This is a genomic window from Kitasatospora cheerisanensis KCTC 2395, from assembly GCF_000696185.1.
GTDB classification, from domain to species: Bacteria; Actinomycetota; Actinomycetes; order Streptomycetales; family Streptomycetaceae; genus Kitasatospora; species Kitasatospora cheerisanensis.
The window spans coordinates 2,570,471-2,587,296 of the sequence record NZ_KK853997.1 but is presented as its reverse complement, the minus strand read 5'-3'; the positions used below and the strand labels follow the sequence as shown (position 1 = coordinate 2,587,296).

Sequence of the window (16,826 nt, the reverse complement as noted above, 5' to 3'; positions counted from 1 at the left end):
CGACAGGGCCGGCAGGATGCCGGACGGAGGGAAGGGACGGTATGACGATCGAGGCGGAGCTGAAGGCCCGGGTGGCGGACCCGGCCGGGCTGGTCGGGCGGCTGGCGGCGTGGGCCGGCGGCCCGGGGCGGGAGGAGGTGTACCGGGACGTCTACTTCGACTGGCCCGGTGGGGAGTTGGGAGCGGCGGGAGCCGAGGTGCGGGTGCGGACGGTGACCGGGGCGGCGGGGACGCGGGCGCTGCTGACGTACAAAGGGGCGGCCGTGGACGAGGCGTCGGGGTCGAAGCCGGAGACCGAGACGGCGGTGGGCGACGCGGCGGCGGCCCGGGCGGTCCTGCGCGGGAGCGGGCTGGTGGAGACGCTCGCCTTCGAGAAGCGCTGCCGGAACTGGGAGCTGACCCAGGACGGCCGCCCGCTGCTGGCGACCGTGGTGGCGGTGCCGGAGCTGGCCGGGGTGTTCCTGGAGGTGGAGACCCCGGCCCGGGACGCCGCGGACCTGCCGGCGGCGCTGGCGGCCGTCCGCCGCGCGCTGCGCCGCCTCGGCGTCGCGGACGCGGACCTCACCACCGAGCTGTACACGGACGCCGTCGCCCGGGCGAGGGCCGCGGGCTGACGCTCAGAGCAGCTTGCGCGGCCCGACGGCGGGCAGCGGGTCGGACGCCTCCCGGTAGCGGTGCAGCAGGTCCGGCGCGCCGCGCAGTTTCGCGGCGAGGCGGGCCGGCAGGACCAGCGTGCAGAGCAGGCCCTCGCCGCCGGGTCCCTCGACCAGCCAGGAGCTCCACGGGAGTTGGAGGGTGGCGGCGGGGCTGAAGGCGATCGGGCGGTGGCCGGCCAGCGGGAGGTCGTGCAGGCCGAGGCGGCACCAGCTGGAGAGGGTGAGGGTGCGCCGGGCGGGGTCGAAGCCGGCGGGCACGCAGTCGGTGATCCGGTCGGGCCCGATGCTCTGCAGGAACCGCAGGTTGCTCCGGGCGGAGAGGTGGCGTTCGGTGAACTCCTCGACGGCGGTGCGCAGTTCGGCGGCGTACCGGGCGGCGGTGGCGCCGGGGCGGAGCGGCAGCCGGATCTCGCCGAGCAGGTTGCCGAGCGCGCCGTCGGGCAGGCCGAGGATGCGGCGCAGGTTGACCGGCACGGTGAGGGTCTGTTCCTGGTCCGCCCGGCCGTCGAGTTCGCGCAGCACGTGCAGCAGGTGCGCGCAGAACGCGTCGTTGACGGAGAGCCGGCGGCCGGCCTCGGCGGCGAGGGCGGTGCGCAGGCGTTCGGCCTCGGCGGGGGAGAACCAGATCTGCACGGTGCGGTTGGCGAGGCCGGCGGCGGCGACGGTGCGCCGCAGTTCGGCGGCCTCCTCGGGGGAGGGCAGGCGCAGCGAGGGGGTGCCGCCGTCCTCGGCGGGCAGGTGGGCGTCGAGTTGGCGGTCGCGGTCGGCGGTGGGGGAGAGGGCGGGCGGTTCGGCGCCCTCGGTGCAGGCGGACCAGGTGCGCAGCAGCAGGGCGAAGGTGTGCATGTCGCCGACGGCGTGGTGCCAGGAGATGCCGAGGGCGCCGGTGCCGTCGGCGAGGCGGTTGAGCCGGACGGTGAGCAGCGGCAGGCGCTCGCGGCGGGCGTCGGCGGCGCGGACGTGGTCGACCAGGCCGTTGGCGGGCAGTGCCATCCGGTCGAAGGCCTCGGTGAGGGTCCAGGGGGCGTCGGCGACGGTGAAGGGGACGCCGGAGTCGTCGGTGTCGATGTGGAGGTCGCCGTCGGGGCCGGTGCGCAGGCGGCCGGCGAACTCGGGCAGCCGGTCGAGGGCGCGGGCGAGGCCGTCGGCGAGGGCGTCGGCGTCGAGCGGGCGGTCGTGGAAGAGGACCACGGACACCGGGAGGTCGGCGAGCAGCAGGTCGCCGACGGAGCAGCGGACGGGACCGGGCCCGGGGCGGCCGGCCCGGACGGTGCGGATTTCGGTGTCGGACGTCAGCGTGCCGGTCATGCCGGTCCCCTCCCTGGAGTGACGGGGGAACCATAGGGGCCCGCGGGCGGCGGAAACCAGAGGTGTCCGAACGGTCGTTGACGCGCCGTCCGGGCGGCCGGTTCCCGGTTCGGACGGGTATGTGTCGTTTCTCATACCGATGTCCGAAAGGGCCGGAACGGGGCGAGGTGCGGTTTTCGTCCCGGGTCGAGAGCGGGTTTCCAGGGCGGAAACGAAGGCAATACCCGCGAAAAGATCATGTAATCAACGGAAACAGAGCCTAGCAGTGCCCGAAACCCAGGTAAACCGTGGACTCTCGCCGTGACAAGCTGCGGAAACAGTGGGAGTTACGGTTCCCGCATGGTTCAGCTCGACAATCGCCCGCGGACCGGCGCCGACGTCGCCGCCGGGTCGGACGCCCCCGGCGGCGTCCGCTCCAAGGGCCTCAACAGCAACTCGGTGGGCCTGCTCGGCAACGCCGTGATCGGCGTGTCCACGGTCGCCCCGGTGTACTGCCTGACCACGACGCTGGGTACCACCGTGGCCGCCGTCGGCCTGCAGATGCCCGCGCTCTTCCTGGCCGGCTTCCTGCCGATGATGCTGGTGGCCTTCGCCTACCGGGAGCTGAACAAGGCGATCCCCGACAGCGGCACCTCCTTCACCTGGACGGTGAAGGCGTTCGGCCCGAAGGTCGGCTGGATGTGCGGCTGGGGCCTGGTGATCGCCACCATCATCGTGCTGTCCAACCTCGCGGGCGTCGCCACCGAGTACCTGTACCTGCTGCTCGGCGAGATCACCCGCAGCGACTCGGTCGCCGCGCTCAACGACAACAAGCTGGTGCACGTGGTCACCTGCCTGGGGCTGATCGCGGTCGCGACGATGATCAGCTACCGCGGCATGACCGCCACCAAGGGCGTCCAATACGCCCTGGTCGGCCTGCAACTGGCCGTCCTCGGCCTGTTCGGCGTCATGGCGATCACCAAGGCCACCGGCCACGGCGCCGCCGGGTCGCTGCACTTCTCCTGGAGCTGGCTCAACCCGTTCGCGGCCAGCTCCTTCACCGCGTTCGTGGCCGGCCTGTCGCTGTCGCTGTTCATGTACTGGGGCTGGGACGCCTGTCTGAGCGCCAACGAGGAGACCGGCGGCAGCGAGAAGACCCCCGGCCGGGCCGCGATGCTCGCCATGGTGGTGCTGGTCGGCTCCTACCTGTTCACCGCCGTCGCGGTGCAGATGTACGCGGGCGTCGGCACCACCGGCACCGGCCTCGGCAACCCGGAGACCTCCTCCAACGTGCTGGCCGTGCTGGCCGGCCCGGTGATGGGCCCGGTCCTCGGGGTGCTGCTGTTCGTTGCGGTGCTGGCCTCCGCCTCCGCCAGCCTGCAGACCACCTTCATCCCGGTCAGCCGCACCGTGCTGGCGATGAGCGTGTACGAGGCGCTGCCCGCCTCCTTCACCAGGGTCAACGAGCGCTACAAGACCCCGGGCCGGGCGATCGTCACGGCCGGTGTCGGCACCGGCGTGTTCTACACCGTGATGACGCTGGTCAGCTCGCACGTGCTGGCCGACACCATCGCCGCGCTGACGCTGATGATCTGCTTCTACTACTCGCTGACCGCGTTCGCCTGCGCCTGGTACTTCCGCGGCGACTTCCGCAAGTCGCTGCGCGACGCGGTGCTCAAGGTGGTCTTCCCGGTGATCGGCGGGCTCACCCTGGCCGCGATCTTCGGCAAGTCGATGATCGACATGATCGACCCGTCCTACGGCAGCGGCAGCTCGGTGTTCGGCATCGGCAGCGTCTTCGTGGTCGGCGCCGGCCTGCTGGCGCTCGGCCTGGTCGTGATGGCCGTGATGGTCCGCCGCAGCCCCGCGTTCTTCCGCGGCGAGGTGCTCACCCGCGACACCCCCGCGCTGATCATCCCCGACTGAGCCGGCCGGCCTTTGGCGGCCTCCTGCCGGCAGCGCCGCCGGCTGTCGCCACGCCCGTCCGGGGCGGGGCACCCGCGAGGCCGGTCGCGGTGGTGACCGGGCCGCACCTGCCAGCGGCTCCACGGCAGGGGGCCACCGCGCGCCGAGAGCCGGAAGCCTGACAGGCAGCCCCCGGAGCCGGTGCCGGGGACTGCCTGTCGGGGGTCGGGCCGCTGCGGGCGTGCCGTCAGTACGCGACGGTGAAGCGCTCGCCGAGGTGCTTCGGCTGCTCGATCTCGTCCACCAGGGCCACCGCGTAGTCCTCGGTGGAGATCCGGCTCTCGCCGTCCGCGCCGATCAGCAGGTCCTCCAGGCCGGTGCGGTAGGCGCCGGTGCGCTCGCCGGGGGCGATGGTGCCGGCCGGCGAGAGGTTGGTCCACCGCAGGTCGGTGACGGTGCGCAGGTAGTCGAGCGCGTCGCCGTGGGCGTGCATGATCTGCAGCAGGAACTCCGGCAGGCCCTCGGCGTCCCACACCTGCTTGCCGTCGGGGGTGCGCAGCGAGCCCGCGCCGCCCACCGTGATCAGCCGCGGCGCGTCCGCGCCCAGCGTGCGCAGGCCCGCGACCAGCGACTCGAAGGACGGCTCGATCAGCGCCAGGTGGCCCGGCCCGTCGCCGCCGCCGACCGCGCTGACCACCACGTCCGCGCCCTTGGCGTGCTCGGCCACCGACGCCGGGTCCAGCACGTCGCCGACCGCGACGGTCAGCGCGGGGTGTTCGACCGTCAGCTTCGCGGGGTGGCGGACCACCGCGGTGACGGTGTGGCCGCGGCGCAGCGCCTCGGCCAGCACCCGGGAGCCGATGGTGCCGGTGGCGCCGTACAGGGTGATGGTGCTCATGGTGGAGGGTCTCCTTTGCCGTTTTCCGTCTGCTGTTCGACGGTACGGCGGCCCGTGGCCGGTGGGCGAGGTGCCGAGCCGACAGGCCATGGTGAAAAACCGACAGCCGTCGGTCAGCCCAGGTGGAAGAGCGAGCCGTGGCCGGCCGCCACGGCGGCGGCGAGGACGGCCAGGTCGGCGAGGCCGAGCAGCAGGCCGAGGCGGGCCCGGAGCGGGCGGGCGGTGCCCCGGTGCAGGGCGAGCACGGCGAGGGCCACGGCCAGCGGGCCGAGGACCAGGTTGAACAGCAGCAGGCCGAGCAGGCCGAGGACGAAGGAGGCGACCGCGAGCTGGTCGGCCTCCGAGGCGGTGGTGCGCGGGGTGGACACGGCGGACCTCCTGGGTCAGTGGCGGTGGGTGCGGGTGAGCCGCTCGCGGGCCGCGAACAGCAGCAGCCAGCCGGCGACGGCGGTGGCGGCGACCAGGAACACCGGGCCGGGCAGGTGGGCGGCGGCCCCGGCGAGCAGGCCGAGGGCGAGCAGGGCGAAGAGCAGCACGGTGGCACCTCCGAATTTCGGCTAACAACTGTTCGCTGAAAGCTGGTCAGCACTCTAGCGGGGCTGGCCATTTTCGGCAAACAGTTGTTTACTGAACGCCGTGACCGAGACCCCCGCCCCGGCCCCCAGGAGCCGCCAGGCCCAGAAGCAGGCCAGCCGCCGCGCCCTGCTGGACGCCGCCCTTGCCCTGCTGGAGCGGCAGAACCTGAGCGGCCTCGGCGTGCGCGAGGTGACCAGGGCCGCCGGCCTCTCCCCGGCCGGCTTCTACCGGCACTTCGCCGACCTGGCCGAACTGGGCGTGGTGCTGGTCCAGGAGTCGCTGGCCAACCTGCACGAGATGGTCCGCGCGGTGTTCGCCGGCAGCGGCGACCCCGAGCAGCTGATCGACCGCTCGGTCGAGGTGATCGACGCGCACGTCGCCGAGCACGCCGCCTACATCCGCTTCCTGGCCCGCGAGCGGCACGGCGGGGTGAAGCCGGTGCGCGACGCGGTCGGCGCCGAACTGCGGCACTTCGCCGAGGAGTTGGCCGAGCTGCTGGCGCTGCGCCCGGAGCTGGCCGGCTGGTCGGCGGGCGACCGCCGGATGCTGGCCGAGCTGTACGTGGACCGGATGGTCACCACCGCGCTGGCGCTGGTCGAGGCCGACCCGGCCGAGCGGGCCGCGATCGCGGACACGGTGCGCACCCAGTTGCGGCTGATCAACCTGGGAAGCCGCCACTGGAAGGCGAGTTGACGGACCGTTGACCGGAAGTCGAGGGTGTCGCGGCTCTTGACAGGATGTCATGGGCGCGCCAATTTAGGGGAACCCCACGGCACCCCCACAGGGACCCCGCATCCCGAGAGGCACCCTCATGAAGAAGCCGCTCATCGGCGCGCTCGGCACCGTCCTGCTCGCCGGGACCGCCCTGGTCACCGCCACCCCCGCGTCCGCCGTCACCGTGAACCTGGCCGGGACGGTCGCGCTCAGCAACTGCTCCGGCTCGCTGATCCGGATGCCCAACTCGGTGGACACCGACCCCGGGCTGATCCTCACCAACGGCCACTGCCTGGAGACGGGCATGCCGGCCGCCGGCCAGGTGATCACCGACAAGGCGTCGACCCGCAGCTTCACCCTGCTCAGCTCGACCGGCGGCAGCCTCGGCACGGTGCGTGCCAACCGGGTCCTCTACTCGACGATGACCGACACCGACGTCACCCTCTACCGGCTGAGCACCACGTACGCGAGCATCAAGAGCCGCTACGGGATATCCCCGCTGACCATGTCCACCACCCACCCGGTGGCCGGCAGCGCGATCAAGGTGCCGTCCGGGTACTGGAAGACCATCTACTCCTGCAACGTGGACGGCTTCGCCTACCAGTTGAAGGAGGGCGGCTGGACCTTCAAGGACTCGGTCCGCTACACCTCCGGCTGCAACATCATCGGCGGCACCTCCGGCTCCCCGGTGGTCGACGTCAACAGCGGCCAGGTCGTCGCGGTGAACAACACCATGAACGAGGACGGCCAGACCTGTACGTTGAACAACCCGTGCGAGGTCGACCAGAACGGCGCGGTGACCATCCACCCCAACATCGGCTACGCGCAGGAGACCTACACCATCCCGAACTGCTTCGCCGCCGGCAACGTGCTCGACCTGACCCGGGCAGGCTGCGTGCTGCCCCGCCCGTAGCCGAGCCCACCCGCGCGCAGCCACCCGCGTATCCCCTCCGCGGGTGGCTGCGCGCGTTCACCTCACAGGAAGCGGCGCAGCAGCCGGGACTTGCCGGGCGTGAACGGCGGGTACGCCAGCCGCAGGGTGTCCAGCGCCAGCGGCTTCGCCAGCACCGCCTTGGTGTGGCTGAACGTCTCCACCGAGTACCGGCCGTGGTAGGCGCCCTGCCCGCTCTCGCCGACGCCGCCGAACGGCAGCCCGGGGACGGTCAGATGGGCGTTCGGGATGCCGAAGGACAGCGCCCCGGAGGAGGTCTCGGCGATCAGCCGCCGCCTGGTCCGCGCGGACGCGGTGAAGGCGTACAGCGCCAGCGGCTTGTCGCGGGCCGTGACGAACGCGATCGCGGCGTCCAGGTCCGGGACGCGGACGATCGGCAGCACCGGGCCGAAGATCTCCTCGCGCATCACCGGCGCCTCCGGGTCGACGTCCGCCAGCACCGTCGGCGCCAGGTAGCGCCCGGCCCGGTCGTGATCGCCGCCGGTCACCAGCCGGCCGTCCGCCAGCAGCGCCGTCAGCCGGTCGAAGTGGCGCTCGTTGACGATCCGCCCGTAGTCCGCGCTGCGGGCGGGGTCCTCGCCGTACATCTCCCGGATCGCGGCGGTCAGTTCGGCTTCCAGCGCGGGCGCGGTGTCGCCGATCGCCAGGACGTAGTCGGGGGCGACGCAGGTCTGGCCCGCGTTCATGAACTTGCCCCAGACGATCCGGCGGGCGGCCGCCGCCAAGTCCGCGCCCGGGTCGACCACGGCCGGGCTCTTTCCGCCCAACTCCAGTGTCACGGGCGTGAGATGACGGGCCGCGGCGGTCATCACGATCCGGCCGACGGCGCCGTTGCCGGTGTAGAAGACGTGGTCGAAGCGCTGCTCCAGCAGGGCCGTGGTCTCCGGTACGCCGCCCTCGACCACGGCCACGGCCTGCGGGTCCAGGACCCGCGGCAGCCAGTGCGCGAGTGCCGCCGAGGTCGCCGGGGCGAGCTCGCTGGGCTTCACCACCGCGCAGTTGCCGGCGGCGAGCGCGCCGACCAGCGGGGTCAGCGCCAGTTGCAGCGGGTAGTTCCACGGGCTGATCACCAGCACCGTGCCGAGCGGCTCGCGCACCGTGCGGGCCCGGGCCGGCGCGAGGGCCGGCGGCACCGCGACCCGGCGCGGGCGCAGCCAGCGGGCCAGGTGGCGCAGGGTGTGGTCGATCTCCTTGACCGTGAACCCGACCTCGGTGACGTACGCCTCGGTCGGGCTCTTGCCGAGATCGGCCTTCAGGGCGGCGGCGAACACCTCCTCCTGATCGACCAACATCCTCCGCAGGGCGCGGAGTTGGGCCTTGCGCCAGGCGATCGGCCGGGTCCGGCCGGTGGCGAAGGCCGCCTGCAGGCGGCCGACGACGGCGGCGGGGTCGGTCGCGGCGGCCGGGCCGGTCGGGGTGGTGTTCGCGGGCAGGGGCGCGGAGGGCGTGGAAACGCCGGTGGGAGCGTTCATGCCGCCGAGCATAAACGAAACGAAGAGGTTTCGTTTCGTTGTGGTCCGCCGCCGTAGGCTGGTCCCCATGACCCGCACCGCACCTCCAGCGACCCCGCAGAGCACCCCGCGCCGGGGCCGCCCCCGCGACGCCGCCCGCGACCGGGCCATCCTGGACGCCACCCTGGCCGTCCTCGCCGAGAGCGGCTACCGCGCGCTGACCACCGCCGCGGTCGCCGCCCGCGCGGGCGTCTCCACCGCCACCCTGTACCGGCGCTGGTCCTCCAAGGACGAACTGGTGGTCGCCGCCGCCGCGACCCACGTCGAGGCGGTCCACGCCCAGCCCGACACCGGCACCCTCGAAGGCGACCTGCGGGTCCTGCTCCGCGACAAGGCCGCCGCGCTCACCGGCGAGGCCGGCCGCCTGATGCAGGCCCTGGTCGGCGAGGCCGCCCGGAACACGGCCCTGGCCGACGCCCTCACCACCGCCTTCCTCGAACCCGTCCACCGGCGCGTCGGCGAGGCGGTGCGGCGTGCCGCCGAGCGCGGCGAGATCGAGGCCGTGCCGGACGCGGAACTGCTCGGCGCGGTGGTCGTCGGGCCGCTCATGAGCCGTTTCCTGCTCACCCCCCGCCCGGACCGGGTCGACGCGGCGACGGCGCGGGCCACGGCGGACCGCTTCCTGCCGTTCGCGCTCCGGGCAGTGGGGGCGATCGGCGGGCCGGGAGGCGCCCCCACGAGCCCCTGACGGGCGTCTCGGCGTCCCCCCTTTCTGAAGCAGTGAATCGGTGCTTCAATCCTTGGTATGGCCTATCGACGCACCGCCGCCGTCCAGGCCCGGCTCGACGGCCAGCGGGAGGCCGTGGTGCGGGCCGCCGTCTCGCTGCTCGCCGAGCGCGGGTACGCGGGGTGTTCGATGGCGGCCGTCGCGGAGCGGGCCGGGATCGCCACCGGCAGCATGTACCAGCACTTCGACGGCAAGGCCGATCTCGCCGTGACGCTGTTCCGGACGGTCTGCGGTCGGGAGATCGGCGCCGTGACGGAGGCGGCCGAGCGGGCGGCGGACCCGCTGGACGGTGTCGCCGCGGTGGTGGCGACCTTCGCCGCGCGGGCGATGAAGTCGCCGCGGCTGGCGTTCGCCCTGCTCGCCGAGCCCGCCGACCAGGTCGTCGAGGCCGAGCGGCTGGTGTTCCGGCGGGCGTTCCGGGATCTGATCGCCGGGCGGATCGACCGGGCCGTCGCCTCCGGCCAGGTGCCGCCCCAGGACGCCGAACTGACCGCCGCCGCGATCGTCGGCGCGGTCGGGGAGGCACTGGTCGGGCCGCTGACCGACGGGCAGCCGCCGGAGACGGTGCTGCCCGCGCTCGTCACCTTCACCCTGCGCGCCCTGGGAGGGCACTGATGGCAAGCACCCACGAGGTCACCAACCAGGTTCCCGACCCGTACGGGCACGACGTCGCCGAGGACCCCACGCTGCTGGGCGCCCTGGAGCGGGCCGGCGCGGGGTGGGCGGCCGGCGAACTGCACGCCCTGGGGCGGCTGGCCGGCACGGAGCGGGCGGCCGAGTGGGCCCGGCTCGCCAACGAGAACCCGCCGGTGCTGCGCACCCACGACCGCTACGGGCACCGCGTCGACGAGGTCGAGTTCCACCCGCACTGGCACGAGTTGATGCGGACCGCGGTCGAGCACGGCCTGCACGCCGCGCCGTGGCGGGACGACCGGCCGGGCGCGCACACCGCCCGGGCCGCGAAGTTCTACGTCTGGGGCCAGGTCGAGGCGGGCCACACCTGCCCGATCTCGATGACGTACGCCGCCGTGCCGGCCCTCCGGACCAGCCCCGAACTGGCCGCCGCCTACGAGCCGTTGCTCGCGGCGCGGGAGTACGACTTCGGGCTGCGCGAGCCGCACGGCAAGCGCGGGCTGATCGCCGGCATGTCGATGACGGAGAAGCAGGGCGGCTCGGACGTCCGCACCAACACCACGCGTGCCGTTCCGGTCGGGGACGGCACGTACCGGCTGGTCGGGCACAAGTGGTTCACCTCGGCCCCGATGTCCGACCTGTTCCTGACGCTGGCTCAGGCCCCGGGCGGCCTGTCCTGCTTCGTGCTGCCGCGGGTGCTGCCCGACGGCAGCCGCAACGCGCTGCGGCTGCAGCGGTTGAAGGACAAGCTCGGCAACAAGTCCAACGCCTCCGCCGAGATCGAGTACGAGGACGCGGTGGGCTGGCTGGTCGGCGAGGAGGGCCGCGGCGTGCGCACCATCATCGAGATGGTCAACATGACCCGGCTGGACTGCACCGTCGGCGGCGCCTCCGCGCTGCGGTACGGCGCGCTGCGGGCCGTCCACCACGCCACCCACCGGCGGGCGTTCGGCAAGGCGCTGGTCGAGCAGCCGCTGATGCGCAACGTCCTCGCGGACCTGGTCGTCGAGTCGGAGGCCGCCACCGCGATCGCGATGCGGCTCGCGGAGGCCACCGACCGGGCCCTCGCGGGCGACGAGCAGGAGGCCCGGTTCCGCCGCCTGGGCCTGGCCGTCGCCAAGTACTGGGTGTGCAAGCGCGGCCCGGGCCACGCCGCCGAGGCCCTGGAGTGCCTGGGCGGCAACGGCTACGTCGAGGAGTCCGGCATGCCGCGGCTCTACCGGGAGGCCCCGCTGGTGTCGATCTGGGAGGGCTCGGGCAACGTCGCCGCACTGGACGCGCTGCGCGCGATGGCCCGGCAGCCCGAGTCGGTGGCCGCCGTGTTCGCCGAGCTCGACGCGGCGAGCGGGCTCGACCGGCACTTCGACACCGCCGTCGCCGGGCTGCGCAAGGACCTCGCCGACCCGGAGCACCTGGAGTACCGCACCCGGCGCCTGGTCGAGCGGCTCGCGCTGACCCTCCAGGCGTCCGTCCTGCTGCGGCACGGCCACCCCGCCGTGGCCGAGGCGTTCACCGCCACCCGGCTGGCCGGGGACGCCGGCCTCGCCTACGGCACCCTGCCCGCCGGCGTCGACACGGAGGCGGTCCTGGGCCGCCTCCCGTCCCTGCCGACCGGCGCCCGGGGCGACGGATAAGCGCTGCTAGCGTGGCGGGCGAGTTCGATTCCCCCGTGTGGTTGGAAGGGTTGCGCCGGCGATGGCCAAGTTCCTGCTGAGTCTGCATCTGCTGGTCGCCGTGCTGTGCGTCGGTCCCGTCGCGGTGACGGTCAGCATGTTCCCGCGGAAGGCGAAGCTCGCGCTGGCGGCGGGGCCGGAGCAGGCGGGTGCGCAGGCCTCGGTGCGGACGCTGCACCGGATCACCAACGTGTACGCGCTGATCGGGATCGCGGTGCCGCTGCTCGGCGTCGGCACCGCGCAGGCGATGCACGTGCTGGGCAACGCCTGGCTGATCGCCTCGATGGTGCTGACGGCGGTCGCGGCGGGCGTGCTGCTGCTGTTCGTGCTGCCCGGTCAGCAGGCCACCGTGGACGCGCTGGACGCGACCGAGAACCAGGAGGCGGAGACGGCCCGGGCCACCGGCATGCTGAAGATGCTGCCGATGACCACGGGCCTGTTCAACCTGCTGTGGGCGGTCGTCCTGGTGCTGATGGTCATCCGGCCGGGGTCGACGAACGGTGCGTGACGCCGCGCACCTCCAACCCGGCCAGTAGGTCGGCGGTGGCGGCCGCGACGGCGGCCACCGCCGCGTCGAACGCCTCCCGGTTGTGGGCGGCGGGCGCCCGGAAACCGGAGATCTTCCGGACGTACTGGAGCGCCGCCGCGTGCACGTCCTCGGGAGTGGCGTCGGGCGTCATCGGCGGGCGGAGCGTCTTGATGCTTCGGCACATGCCTCCAGTCTGCTCCGCCCCGCCGACACTCAGCCGGGGAATTGCCGGATCCGCACCCCGGCCCGCTTGACGGCGCGCGCCACGACCGCCGTCTCGGCGCGCCGCACCCCGAGCGGGCCGAGCACCTCGGTGTGGAAGCGGTACAGCGCCGCGTGGTCCGGGCAGAACACGGCGGCCATCAGGTTGGTCGGCCCGCCGGTGGCCAGCACCCCGTGCACCTGCGGGTGCCGGGCCAGCGCCTCGCCCGCCGCGGCGAGCCGCCCGGGCGGCACCTCCAGCCACAGGTTGGCGTCCACCCCGACGCCCAGCAGCCGCGGATCCACGCTCACGTGGGTACGCAGCAGCCCGCCCGCGGCCAGCCGGTGCAGCCGCCGCCGGACCGTCGACTCGGGCGTGCCGGCGGCCGCGGCCAGCGCGGCGTGCGAGCGGCGGGCGTCCACCGCCAGCAGGTCCAGCAGCCGGTGGTCGAGCGGGTCCGGCTCCGGCGGCGGCCCGGCGGGCGGCGGCGGGGCCAGCAGCGCCTCCTGATCGGCCGTCAGCGCGCCGCAGCGCCACGCCGAGGCGTCCGCGAACAGGTGCAGCACGGCGTGCGCGGTGGACTCCACCACCGCGTCGGTGGCCGGGAGCTGCCCGTACAGCAGCCGGTCGCGTCCGGCCGCGCCGCCGAGCACCACCGCCGACACCTCCTGCCCGCCCAGCATCACGTCCACGAACGGGACGTCCTCGCGGGCGGCCAGCGCCAGCGCGATCGCGTCGACCCGGCCGCGCAGCACCCGCACCCGCAGCAGCAGCGCGCCGAGCGCCGCCGCCCGGGTGTCCGGCATCCGCACCACCCGGACGGCGCCGGTGCCCTGCAGCCGGCCCAGCCGCCTGGTCACGGTGCGCGCCGACACCCCCAGCACCCCCGCGATCCGGCCGACCTCCGCCCGCCCGTCCACCTGCAGCGCGTGCACCAGCTGCCGGTCGAGCGCGTCCAGCACCGTGGCGGGATCCGCCGTGTCCGTGTCCATGCTGTCCGATCCCCGTCGAAATCCCTGCCGGTGACGTCCCGAAGCGTCGCCCCGACGGTACTCCTGGAGCCTCACCGCACCGAAGGAGCACCACCGTGATGGACGTCCTGGCCGGCACCGAGCAGGCCCTGCGCGAGGTCGGCGACCACCTGAGGGACCGTCAGCCCGCCGAGCCCGTCGACGCCGCCACCCCGCAGCAGGCGCGCGCCGCGTTCGACGCGATCGACCGGCCCGCCGCCGCCCTGCTCCGCGAACGGCTCACCGCGCTCCGCCCGGGGGCCGGCTGGCTGGACGGCGAATGGGAGCAGGACGTGCCGCGCGACGGCGAGTGGTGGCTGTGCGACGCCACCGACGGCGCCGTGCAGTACCTGAGCGCGCTGCCGCAGTGGGCGGTCACCGCGACCCTGCTGCGCGACGGCGCGCCCGTGCTCGCCGTGGTGCACGCGCCGCTCGCCGGGAGCACCCACACGGCGACGGCCGGCGGCGGCGCCCGGCTGAACGGCCGCCCCTGCGCGCCGCGGCCGCGCACCCTGGCCTGCTCGGTCGCCGCCACCTCGCAGCCGCCGCTGGTCGGCCGCGACCCGCGGGCGCTGCACGCCGCCGGCGCCTCGCTGAGCGCCGTCCTGCCGCACGTCCTCGCGGTGCGCAACCTCGGCCCGACGGCGCTGCAGACCGCCCAGGTCGCGTCCGGGCACCTGGCGCTGTTCTGGCAGTTCGGCGCCGATCCGGCCAACCTGCTGCCGGGCGCGCTGCTGGCCGCCGAGGCCGGGGCCGTCGTCACCGACGCCGAGGGCCGGCCGTGGACGCCGGACGCGCCGTCCTTCGTCGCCGCCGCGCCCGGCGTGCACGCCGAACTGCTGGACGTGCTGCGGCGGGTGTGAGGCGGAACGGCCGTGCCGCCGCCGTCGCCGGACCCGGAGGCCTACCGGGTCACAGCTCGCCCAGCTCCGGCGGCAGGGTGGCCGCGGCGGTGAACACCGCGTCCGGGGTGGTGAGTTCCAGGTAGTGCAGGTCGCCGTGCCGGTGCCGGACGGGCGGGTCGAGCGGCAGCGCGGACAGGTCGAGCTGCGGCAGGGTGTCCAGGGTGGCCCGGCCGAGCTTGATCATCGCCTCCTTGCGCACCCACTGCCGCAGGAACGCCCGGGTCGGGTCCGGGTGACTGCGGATCAGCTCGGTCTCGGCGGGGGTGAGCACGTGGCCGAGCGCGGCCGGGTCGTTGGCGCGCGCGCCCAGGTGTTCGACGTCCACGCCGACCGGGACGGGGCCGGCCGCGGCGGCGATGATCCCGCCGGTGTGGGAGAGGCTCAGGTGGGTGCCGGGGCGGTCGGTCAGCAGCGGCCGGCCGTGCCCGGTCCGGCCGCAGCCGGGGCACTGCTGGCCGAACGCGACCTCGGCGGGGTCGATGCCGAGGTGCGCGGCCGCACAGTAGCGGACCAGCAGGTGGGCCGCCAGGTAGTCGTCGCGGTCGGAGGGGCGGCGGAACCGGTCGGCGCGTTCGCGCTCGACGTCGCTGAGCAGGCGTTCGTCGGCGTCCGGCCGGGCCAGGACCTCGGCCGTGGTGGCGAGCAGGGCGAGCGGGTGGTGGGACACAGGACTCCTTCTCCGTGCGGGCGCCAATACCAGTTCTGCTGCCAACCTAGCCCGTTCGAATGAGCTTTCGGCGTGTCAACGGCCGATCGTCCGGTTCGTGCACACGTGACCTCTTTGCTGACGGTGTCTGCTGCCCGCGGACTGACCCACCGTCAACGAGAGGGGTGTCCGTGCGACACGGCATCCGAACCAAGAACCGGATGGCCCGGCTTGCCGCGGTGACAGTGCTCACCGCCGCTCCAGTGATCACTCTGGCCTCGATCGGACAGGCGGACCCGCTGGCCCCGCCGCTCGGGCCGTGCGTCGGCACCTGTCCCGACCCGTTCCCGCCGCTGAACAACGGGGACTTCGCCGGCTCCGACAGCACCATCAACGTGTTCGTCGGCGGCGACTACACCGTGCAGGGCCGGTCCGCCGAAGTGGAGGGCAAGATCGTCACCGTCCACGACCTGATCGTCAACAAGGACGGCGGCGGCCTGTTCAACATGGGCGTGGTCGGCGTCGGCTCCCGGGTCGCCCCGCCGGTCGGCACCGACCACGTCACGGTCGGCGGCGCGGTCGACATCCTGCCCGGCAACCGGGTGGCGATCGGCGGCGTCGACTCGCAGGAGACCCGCTGGGGCAACCTGGCCTATGGCACCGACCAGGCCGGCACCGTCGAATTCGCGCCCCCCGGCGAGCTGCGCCAGGACCCGGCGGCGATCGAGCCGTTCCTGGGCCTCACCCCGGTCATCGAGGGCCACTCGACCTGCATGGGCGAGCAGACCGCCACCGGCGAACTGCTCGTCGAGGGCAACCTGTACACCTTCGTCGGCGACGGCCGGAGCATGCGGCAGGTCTTCAACGTCGACCGGAACATCGGCAGCGACACGGCCGCCGCCGACATCGTCTTCACCGGCGTGCCGGAAGGCGCCACGGTGATCGTCAACATGGTCGGCCCGGACCCGGTGCTGATCCGCACCAACACCGGCACCGGCTTCCCCGGCGACCAGCTGACGGACATGCAGCCGCTGCTGATGTGGAACTTCCCGGACGCCACGGACGCGACGATCGCCGGTGGCGCCCAGTTCCAGGGCTCGATCATGGCGGGCAACCCGGCCGGCACCCTCACCATCTCCACCCCGGGCACCAACGGCCGGGTGTACCTCGCCGGCAGCCTGGTGCAGGAAGGCTCCGCGGGCACCGAGATCCACGCCTACCCGTTCAACGGCGACCTGCCGACCTGCGCGGAGAGCCCGTCGCCCTCGCCGACCAGCCCGAGCCCCAGCCCGACCGAGAGCCCCAGCCCGAGCCCCACCGAGAGCCCGAGCCCCACGCCCAGCCCCAGTCCGACCCCGACGCCGAGCCCCACGCCGACGCCGTCCCCCACGCCGACGCCGAGCCCCACCCCGACGCCGTCGCACTCGCACACCCACAGCCCGCACCCGTCCCCGTCGGAGACGGACTGCCCGCCGAGCCCGACGCCGTCGCACAGCCACACGCACAGCCCGCGTCCGACGCCGACGGAGACCGACTGCCCGCCCACTCCGACGCCGTCGCACTCGCACACCCACAGCCCGCACCCGTCGCCCTCGGAGACGGACTGCCCGCCGAGCCCGTCGCCGTCGCACAGCCACACGCACAGCCCGCACCCGTCGCCGTCGCACTCGCACACGCACAGCCCGCACCCGACGCCGTCGCACAGCCACACCCACAGCCCGCACCCGACGCCGTCGCACACGCACGAGCACAGCGAGCACCCGACGCCCTCGCACACCCACGAGCACAACAAGCCCTCGCCGAGCGGGGAGGCCTCCCACCCCGGCGGGCACCTGCCGAACACCGGCAGTGACCTGGTCGCCCCGGTGGCCGGCGCCGCCGCGGTGCTGCTGGGCCTGGGCGGTGCGGTCTTCGCCTTCGCGCGCCGCGGCCGCGGCCGCCGGCACTGACCCGCCCCGCACCCGCACGACCGACAACTGAAGAACGCGTGAGCGGCCGGAAC

General features: G+C 74.1%; 18 protein-coding genes. 10 read left to right on the top strand and 8 right to left on the bottom strand.

Features of this window, described 5'->3' with window-relative positions; all coding sequences use genetic code 11:
- Positions 1-41: 41 nt before the first annotated feature.
- Positions 42-614 carry a class IV adenylate cyclase gene (locus KCH_RS11555; protein ID WP_035862292.1) on the top strand — a complete coding sequence of 191 codons (573 nt, stop codon included), beginning with the start codon at positions 42-44 and terminating at the stop codon, positions 612-614.
- A 3-nt stretch (positions 615-617) separates the two neighbouring features.
- Here KCH_RS11555 and KCH_RS11550 read toward each other — a convergent pair whose 3' ends face one another.
- A complete protein-coding gene (locus KCH_RS11550; protein WP_035862288.1) occupies positions 618-1,964 on the bottom strand; it encodes an acyltransferase in 1,347 nt (448 codons plus the stop codon).
- Between the two features lie 339 nt (positions 1,965-2,303).
- Here KCH_RS11550 and KCH_RS11545 point away from each other — a divergent pair, with 339 nt between their 5' ends.
- Positions 2,304-3,869: an APC family permease gene (locus tag KCH_RS11545; RefSeq protein ID WP_035862285.1), complete on the top strand. Its 1,566-nt coding sequence runs from the start codon at positions 2,304-2,306 to the stop codon at positions 3,867-3,869.
- 226 nt (positions 3,870-4,095) lie between these two features.
- Here the strand turns inward: KCH_RS11545 and KCH_RS11540 are convergent, their stop codons facing one another.
- From KCH_RS11540 to KCH_RS42460, 3 genes are all read right to left on the bottom strand, one after another.
- Positions 4,096-4,746, bottom strand: a complete 651-nt coding sequence (locus tag KCH_RS11540; protein ID WP_035862281.1) for an NAD(P)-dependent oxidoreductase — start codon at positions 4,744-4,746, stop codon at positions 4,096-4,098.
- A gap of 113 nt (positions 4,747-4,859) precedes the next feature.
- Positions 4,860-5,114: a hypothetical protein gene (locus KCH_RS11535; RefSeq protein WP_035862279.1), complete on the bottom strand. Its 255-nt coding sequence runs from the start codon at positions 5,112-5,114 to the stop codon at positions 4,860-4,862.
- Positions 5,115-5,129: 15 nt separating this feature from the next.
- Complete coding sequence (locus KCH_RS42460; RefSeq protein WP_167574038.1) at positions 5,130-5,282, bottom strand: hypothetical protein; 153 nt, start codon at positions 5,280-5,282, stop codon at positions 5,130-5,132.
- Positions 5,283-5,382: 100 nt separating this feature from the next.
- On the opposite strand from KCH_RS42460, the gene KCH_RS11530 reads away from it, so the two are divergent.
- Together KCH_RS11530 and KCH_RS11525 are read left to right on the top strand one after the other, a co-directional pair.
- Entirely contained in the window at positions 5,383-6,015 is a 633-nt protein-coding gene (locus KCH_RS11530; RefSeq protein ID WP_035862276.1) for a TetR family transcriptional regulator, read from the top strand.
- 118 nt (positions 6,016-6,133) lie between these two features.
- Positions 6,134-6,949, top strand: coding sequence for a S1 family peptidase (locus KCH_RS11525; RefSeq protein WP_035862274.1), 816 nt, complete (start codon positions 6,134-6,136; stop codon positions 6,947-6,949).
- A gap of 62 nt (positions 6,950-7,011) precedes the next feature.
- On the opposite strand, the gene KCH_RS11520 is transcribed toward KCH_RS11525, so the two are convergent.
- Positions 7,012-8,460 carry an aldehyde dehydrogenase family protein gene (locus KCH_RS11520; protein ID WP_244305290.1) on the bottom strand — a complete coding sequence of 483 codons (1,449 nt, stop codon included), beginning with the start codon at positions 8,458-8,460 and terminating at the stop codon, positions 7,012-7,014.
- A gap of 67 nt (positions 8,461-8,527) precedes the next feature.
- Here KCH_RS11520 and KCH_RS11515 point away from each other — a divergent pair, with 67 nt between their 5' ends.
- The 4 genes from KCH_RS11515 to KCH_RS11500 all read left to right on the top strand — a co-directional run bounded on the left by KCH_RS11515 (position 8,528) and on the right by KCH_RS11500 (position 12,040).
- The gene (locus KCH_RS11515) at positions 8,528-9,187 is read left to right on the top strand and encodes a TetR/AcrR family transcriptional regulator (protein WP_035862262.1); all 660 of its coding nucleotides are present in this window, start codon (positions 8,528-8,530) and stop codon (positions 9,185-9,187) included.
- A 57-nt stretch (positions 9,188-9,244) separates the two neighbouring features.
- Entirely contained in the window at positions 9,245-9,841 is a 597-nt protein-coding gene (locus tag KCH_RS11510; protein ID WP_035862259.1) for a TetR/AcrR family transcriptional regulator, read from the top strand.
- Positions 9,841-11,493 (top strand): isovaleryl-CoA dehydrogenase, encoded by a 1,653-nt coding sequence (locus tag KCH_RS11505; RefSeq protein ID WP_035862256.1) that lies wholly within the window; start codon positions 9,841-9,843, stop codon positions 11,491-11,493. The genes KCH_RS11510 and KCH_RS11505 overlap by 1 nt, the downstream gene beginning before the upstream one ends.
- A gap of 61 nt (positions 11,494-11,554) precedes the next feature.
- Positions 11,555-12,040 (top strand): membrane protein, encoded by a 486-nt coding sequence (locus KCH_RS11500; protein WP_035862254.1) that lies wholly within the window; start codon positions 11,555-11,557, stop codon positions 12,038-12,040.
- Here KCH_RS11500 and KCH_RS11495 read toward each other — a convergent pair.
- Positions 12,009-12,245, bottom strand: coding sequence for a DUF2277 family protein (locus KCH_RS11495; protein WP_035862251.1), 237 nt, complete (start codon positions 12,243-12,245; stop codon positions 12,009-12,011). The genes KCH_RS11500 and KCH_RS11495 overlap by 32 nt on opposite strands.
- A gap of 29 nt (positions 12,246-12,274) precedes the next feature.
- Positions 12,275-13,255: an Lrp/AsnC family transcriptional regulator gene (locus KCH_RS11490; protein ID WP_035862248.1), complete on the bottom strand. Its 981-nt coding sequence runs from the start codon at positions 13,253-13,255 to the stop codon at positions 12,275-12,277.
- Positions 13,256-13,353: 98 nt separating this feature from the next.
- Between KCH_RS11490 and KCH_RS11485 the strand changes: the two genes are divergently transcribed.
- Positions 13,354-14,136 (top strand): inositol monophosphatase family protein, encoded by a 783-nt coding sequence (locus KCH_RS11485; protein WP_035862243.1) that lies wholly within the window; start codon positions 13,354-13,356, stop codon positions 14,134-14,136.
- A 49-nt stretch (positions 14,137-14,185) separates the two neighbouring features.
- On the opposite strand, the gene KCH_RS11480 is transcribed toward KCH_RS11485, so the two are convergent.
- Positions 14,186-14,845 (bottom strand): 4'-phosphopantetheinyl transferase family protein, encoded by a 660-nt coding sequence (locus KCH_RS11480; protein ID WP_035862234.1) that lies wholly within the window; start codon positions 14,843-14,845, stop codon positions 14,186-14,188.
- A 242-nt stretch (positions 14,846-15,087) separates the two neighbouring features.
- Between KCH_RS11480 and KCH_RS45990 the strand changes: the two genes are divergently transcribed.
- On the top strand, positions 15,088-16,773 hold the full coding sequence (locus KCH_RS45990; RefSeq protein ID WP_279635858.1) for a choice-of-anchor A family protein: 1,686 nt from the start codon (positions 15,088-15,090) through the stop codon (positions 16,771-16,773).
- Positions 16,774-16,826: the final 53 nt, after the last annotated feature.